General features: G+C 54.1%; 1 rRNA gene. It reads right to left on the bottom strand.

Annotated elements, in window-relative coordinates:
• Nucleotides 1-255, bottom strand: a 23S ribosomal RNA gene (locus tag KI367_RS26925); the annotation flags it as partial.

Genomic DNA, 255 nt, shown 5'->3' with positions numbered 1-255 from the left:
TTCATACGGGGTTTCACGTGCCCCGCACTACTCGGGATCCGTCTCGGAGGGAACTGACTTTCGGCTACAGGGCTTTTACCTTCTATGCCGGGCCTTTCCAGACCTCTTCGCCTAACCAATTCCTTTGCAACTCCATGTGAGACGTCCCACAACCCCGGCCAGCAAGCTGACCGGTTTAGGCTAATCCGCGTTCGCTCGCCGCTACTGACGGAATCACTATTGTTTTCTCTTCCTCAGGGTACTTAGATGTTTCAG

Source organism: Paenibacillus cookii (genome assembly GCF_018333375.1).
Lineage (GTDB): Bacteria > Bacillota > Bacilli > Paenibacillales > Paenibacillaceae > Paenibacillus_AQ > Paenibacillus_AQ cookii.
Note: the sequence above shows the minus strand (reverse complement) of the source record. Positions and strands in the feature narration are given on the sequence as shown.